General features: G+C 61.5%; 4 protein-coding genes. 2 read left to right on the top strand and 2 right to left on the bottom strand.

Annotated features, from left to right (window positions below; translation table 11 throughout):
* Window positions 1-90 precede the first annotated feature (90 nt).
* Entirely contained in the window at window positions 91-2,643 is a 2,553-nt protein-coding gene (locus tag GOB87_RS13070; protein WP_166317629.1) for a Hint domain-containing protein, read from the bottom strand.
* A 155-nt stretch (window positions 2,644-2,798) separates the two neighbouring features.
* Here GOB87_RS13070 and GOB87_RS13065 point away from each other — a divergent pair, with 155 nt between their 5' ends.
* A complete protein-coding gene (locus GOB87_RS13065) occupies window positions 2,799-3,305 on the top strand; it encodes a GNAT family N-acetyltransferase (RefSeq protein WP_166317626.1) in 507 nt (168 codons plus the stop codon).
* 7 nt (window positions 3,306-3,312) lie between these two features.
* On the opposite strand, the gene GOB87_RS16580 is transcribed toward GOB87_RS13065, so the two are convergent.
* Window positions 3,313-3,999 (bottom strand): hypothetical protein, encoded by a 687-nt coding sequence (locus GOB87_RS16580; RefSeq protein ID WP_194303350.1) that lies wholly within the window; start codon window positions 3,997-3,999, stop codon window positions 3,313-3,315.
* A gap of 153 nt (window positions 4,000-4,152) precedes the next feature.
* Between GOB87_RS16580 and GOB87_RS13050 the strand changes: the two genes are divergently transcribed.
* On the top strand, window positions 4,153-6,015 hold the full coding sequence (locus tag GOB87_RS13050) for a hypothetical protein (RefSeq protein WP_264805433.1): 1,863 nt from the start codon (window positions 4,153-4,155) through the stop codon (window positions 6,013-6,015).
* Window positions 6,016-6,074: the final 59 nt, after the last annotated feature.

The following is a 6,074-nucleotide window of genomic DNA, read 5'->3' as shown; positions in this document are numbered from 1 at the left end:
CTCAATCAGAGGTTCCCAGATCGCCCATGTCTCGTCCGTAAAGGTGCCTGTTCTGTCTCCTTCTTCCATCCCTACAATATGGGAAGAAATTCAAGATCTAACAGGCCCTAGCGTCAGCATGGCCGAGGAGTCAGGACGCAGACGCGGCAGAGGAAGCATCGCGCGGCCCTGCGTCCAGCGCATCGGGACGGCCTCACGCACATCCCATCCCTCAATGTCCTGTGTCAGATGATTCTTGAGAACACGCACATCATGAGCGTCATCGAGGGTGATCTGTCCGATCAGAACGCCAAGATCCCGGCGGTCATCCACGAAGGGACCGATGGCATCGCACGGGCGCGCCGTCCGCGAGACGATGCACACATGCGTAAGTCCACTCGGCAGATGAAAAGCAAAGCGCCCTTCCGACAAGTGTGTCGGCAGCAATTTCCGGCCATCCGAGGTCAGAAGATACAGATCGGGATCGTGCGTGACAGGAGCGGAAGGTGTCGCCACGAACCCCATCGCCACCGCGCGTTCTGCGATCTGGCAATACAGCGGTTCCACCACTTCACGCGCCACACACAGTTCCGCGGCCGCATCCTTTTCCCAGTTGCGGACAGCACCGTTGAAAGCCGCGATCACACCGTCCTGTCCCAGCGGACGGAAATGACGACGGTTGCCTGTGTCCAGATAGCTTTCCGTCAGAATGCCATTGGCGCGGATGACCGCGTGATCCCGCGTTTCGATGTGATAACAGGTGTAAGAACGAATGCTTCGATCGTAGGCAATGCTCGCGCCGTTGACCAGCATCCGTGCAGGCACGAACTTCCCTGAAAAGAACAGGCAATGTTCCGGTGTCACAAGAAGATCGACAGACGGAGCGCCATCGGCCAGCGCACCGGCGCGAATACGCACCGGGCATCCTGCCAGATCGGGAGCAATGCCCTGTGCCACACGCACATCCTGCCGCCCCACCCAGACGATGTCCTTCAACTCGCCCGGCACACCGTCGAATGTTGGAACCTTCATTCCCGGACGCAGGTTTTCCACAGCGACATCGCCGTTTTCCGTCGCGATGAGACTACCGGGCAAAAAGCAGACGACGGCGGAGAGCAGCAGTGAGCTGTCACAGTCCTCGGAAAGAGCGAAACCACTCACATCCGCCGCGAGAGTGACCGTCAATGTGTAGCTGAGGCTGCCAGCGGTGACGGTCACATCCGAACCCGAAACCGCTACTGTAGCGTCAGGATCGTAGGCCAGTGCTGCGAAATCGATGTAGTCGCTGGCGTCAAAGTTCACGACCGCAGCGGAGAAGGAGGTCGGCTCTTCCAGAACCAGCGTGCCGGACGATGTGAAGGCCACCGTGGAACTGTCATCGAGACCGCCTTCAAGCGTGAGCACCGCCCCCGTGTTCAGACCGATCAGATCGTACGACTGATCGCCCGACAGGGTCCAGCTTCCCGTCACGCTCATGCGCTGGAAATTGTCCGCGCCCCCGAACGTGCCCTCACCGATCAGGTTGACGGTGTTCGTGCCGCCACCGCCATCGACGGTTCCGGAAATGACCGAACCTGTCAGGATGTTGAGGGTATCGTCACCATCGCCCAGCGCGATGGCGGCTGTCGTGCCCGCAATCGTACCCGCGTTGGTGATCGTATCCCCGAACGTGTCCGTGATGTGGATGCCGTAGCCATTCAGCCCGGCAATGACGCCATTGTTTACAACTGTTGTGGCATACGGCGCATCGCCCTGACTGCTGTCATCCACAAGAATGGCGTTGTTGGCGCCACTGATGACCGCACCCTTTTCATTGACGATCACACCGCCGCCGATGGACACGCCCTCGCTGGTGTTGGGATACCCATCCGAACCGTTGCCAGCAGCTCCCGTGCCCTGAATGACGCCGTAGTTCACCACGCTGGCAGAGCCGTCGATGTCCACGCCATCGCCGTCACCGGTGCCCGATCCGTCATACGCGCCCGTGATCGTGCCGAAATTCAGCACGGAGCCGTTGCCGTCCGACCCCACGCCCGAGCCATCCCGTCCAAGAATGTGTCCATCAGGGCCATTGACGACCGTCAGGTCCGCGCTGCTGGTGATGGCGTGGCGCGCACCGGAAATGGCGCCGTCATTGAGCACCGTGCCGCTGTAATCCTGAAAATCGATGCCGTCGTTCTTGCTCGCACCGTTTTCACCACCGGCATAGATAACGCCAAGATTTGCAACGATGGCATTGTTGCCAGGACGAACCGCATCGGCATCCGTCGAGGTAATGACGCCATCGCTGAGATTGGCGATCAACGTGGCCTTGTTGGTCGCAACCGAGTTGAAATCGATGGCCTGCCCATCGGTCGTGGAGGTGATGGTCCCGTCATTGATCAACGCCAGCACGCCATCGGGCAGGTCGCTGTCGATACGGATGCCGTCGTCGCTGCCGCTGATGGTGCCGAGATTGACAATCCCCAGCAGCGCGTCGCTAGCCGCCGTGCCGGATGTGTCGATGCCGCGCTTGGAACTGGATGCAAGAGTACCGGTGTTGAGGATGCCCAGCTTTCCGACATCATCCAGATCGACCGTCACCGTCGCCTTTGACGTCTCCACGTCGTCACCATTCATATAGATCTGGTCTGTGTCCAACGTGATCGGCTGACTGCTGCTCATCGGCAAATATCCCGGAATTGACGACCAAGGTCATGATTTCGGGGCATCGTTAGGCTATTTTGAGCGACGCATTCGTGACGTTTCAGTTAAAACAGAACTAAATCAAAACGATATTAACTGCTTTTTCACATCCATCCCACACAGGACCGAATTTCATGCAGATCCGCCCTGCCCACGCCAATGACCAGCCCGCGCTATGGGCCATCCTCGGCCCCGTCATCCGCGCAGGCGACACTTACGCGCTCGATCGAGACATGGAGCAGGACGAGGCGCTGGCTTACTGGCTCGGGCCGGACAAGGAGACCTTCGTGGCCCAAGACGATACGGGCGCTCTTCTTGGCACCTATTATCTGCGCCCCAATCAGGCTGGCGGCGGACGGCATGTCTGCAATTGCGGCTACATGACCCATGCCGACGCACGCGGCCGTGGCATCGGACGACAGATGGCGCTGCACTCCCTCGCCCACGCACATATGCGGGGCTACCGCGCCATGCAGTTCAACTTCGTCATCAGCACAAATGAAAACGCGATCCGACTATGGCAGCAGTTCGGCTTCCACACGGTAGGGCGCCTGCCGGACGCCTTCGATCACCCGCTGCATGGCCCGGTCGATGCGCTGGTGATGTATCGCGCGCTGAACGGCACGCTGCCCATACACTGAGGCAGTCTCAGTGAGACGTGGCGGTGTGCTCTTCCGCCGCACTCCCGAAGCCCATGCCCATGCCGCCCCCGCCGCCCATTCCTCCGCCGCCTCCACCGGCACCGCCGCCACGATTGCCCTTGCCGCCTTCTTTCTTGTCCTTGTTCGCACCGCCTCCCGTCGTCGGGCGTGTCGGCCCCTGATCGGGAATCAGCACATCGGAAGGCACCGCCTCAAGATCGAGCGCCTTGCGGATAAAATCGCGCAGCGCCACGACCAGTTCGCGTGTGTGAACAGGTCGTCCGGCTGTCAGGTCGCAGGCGGCTTTCGCGGCCAGTCGCACCTGTTCTTCCGTACCCAGCAGAATGATGTCCGATAACGCCCCCTCCACCGCATCGCGGATACGCCGCGCCCGCTCGAAGCTGGAAGGGAGGTCTTCGGGAAAGGATGTGCCGTTTTCCTGCGCCTGCTGACGCAGATCCCGCAGATGCGTGGGGTCCACCAACAGATCTCCGGTGAAAGACCCGCCCAATGTCCGATACGCCCCCATCAGGGTGCTCAACCGTTCATTGATCTGACGATTGAGACGCTCGCGTCGCTGCTGGACCGTCAGCATCACCATGAGCCGCAGCCCCACACCGAGCAACGTGACCAGCACGAGGCCCAGCAAAGTCACAACCAGACCGTGCAGGGAACTGAAATCTATGCCGCGCATTTTTCTCCTTTCCCGAGTTCAAGAACCGGGCTGGATGGATGGGTCGTGAAATTGGCACATCTGCGCCGCTCCGTTTTTCGTTAATTCACTCTCCCGTTACCGGAAGCGCCCGGAGATTGGGTCCGGCCAACCGGCTGATGGAGCAGAGGCGGAGTGAGCAGACAGCATTTCCGACGACTGGGGAAGCAGGGCGCCGTGTCTCTGGGCCTGACTGTTGTCGCACTGGCCTGCACCGACCGCCCTGCACACGCCGATAACAGCGCCGCCGAGATCGCCCAGCTTCGCAGCATGGTGCTGCAGTTGCAGGCGCAGGTCCATGAACTCCAGAAAAATCAGCATCCGGTGCGCGTCGAACCCCGGCACACCACACGCTCCGCGCAGACATCCGAACGCACGCGGCGCAATGTGCAGTCTGCCTCAGCCATGCCCGTCTCGCCCGACGTAACGCCTGTTCTGCCCGTCTCCGTCACGCCCAAGACGGAAGCGCTGAGCGGCCCGATGCTGATCGACGGCAAGCCGGTGCCTCCGCTTTCGACGGACGCTGTCCCCGATGGAGTGGCGCTTGAGATGCCGCAGGCGGTCAAGAGCATCAACCTGTCCTCCTCCAGCCCCACCGCGCTGACCCAGACCGAAGTGGACAGCCTGCCGCCCATCTTCAAAATCGGCTCGGTCTCGGTGCGCCTCGGCGGCTTCGTGGACATGTCCAACATCTACCGCGACAAGAACCTGACGGCCGGCCCCGCCACACCATGGGGTTCGTTCCCCTATTCCGGCAATCCCAACGCCCATGCCTCGGAATACCGCCCCACCGCCCAGCTCAGCCGCTTCAGCCTTCTGCTTGAAGGCAAGCCGGCCAAGGGCGTGAAGGTCGAGGCCTATGTGGAAGCCGATTTCGGCGGGTCAGGCAGCAATTCCAACGCCGTGCAGACCAACAGCTACGTGCCCCGGATGCGACAGGCCTATCTCGCCGCCGATGACAGCGATCTCGGGCTGCACTTCCTCGCCGGACAGGCGTGGAGCCTGACGACAGGCTACGCCAACACCCTTCTGCGCCGGCATGAACAGTTGCCCCCCGTGGTGGACAGCAACCTCATTCCCGGTGTGACCTTCACGCGCGTGCCGCAGGTCCGTTTCATCAAGGACTTCAACCGCAAATGGTGGCTCGGTCTGTCGGTCGAGACACCGCAGGCGACGCTGGGCTTCGATGATTCCACGCTGGTCTCGGGGGATTCCATTCCCGCTGCCGCTGGTCACACCACCGGCCCACATGTGGTGTACAACAGCACCGGCTCGGGCATGCTGGATCCGGAAGCCCATTACAGCATGGACGTCGCCCCGGACATCGTCCTCAAAGGCGCGGTCGATACCTCTCTCGGCCATTATGAGGTTTATGGACTGGCCCGCTGGTTCCGCACCGTGGTCATCAACGGCAGCGGTGTGGGAGGTCGCGCCCATTCGCGCGTGGCGTTCGGCGGCGGCGTGGGCGGCTCGATGGCCGTGCCGCTATTGCACGACAAGATACAGCTCGTGGGCAATGTGCTGGCGGGCAAGGGCGTGGGCCGCTACGGTCCGAGCCAGCTTCCCGACATGACCTTCCGCAGCAATGGTGCGCCGGCTCCGCTGAAGGAGATCATCGGCTCGCTTGGCCTGATCGGGCATCCATCGAGCAACCTCCTACTCTACACCTATGGCGGCGTGGAAGCGGCGCATCGCTCCGTCTATGAAGGCGCGGACGGCAATTATTACGGCTACGGCTCCCGCACCACCAATCTCGCGGGCTGCGCCATCATGCTCGGCACCTGCAACGCCGAGACACAGGCGCTGGCCTCTTTCACCATGGGCGGCTGGTGGCATCTGCTCGACGGACGCTACGGCAGCGTGATGGCGGGCCTGCAATACACCTACGTCCGGAAGTTCGCCTTCAAAGGCATAGACGACCATGGCGCCACCACGCGCCCTACCGCCAATGGCAACACCGTGTTCGTGACGTTCCGTTATTATCCGTTCCAGAACTGACGCACGCTTGCGCAGGACATGCGACACCGCTCATATTGAGAAGAGCCACACCCGCATGA

Source organism: Acetobacter estunensis (assembly GCF_011516945.1).
GTDB lineage: Bacteria > Pseudomonadota > Alphaproteobacteria > Acetobacterales > Acetobacteraceae > Acetobacter > Acetobacter estunensis.
The sequence above is the reverse complement of the archived record's forward strand: the minus strand, read 5'-3'. Positions and strand labels throughout refer to the sequence as shown.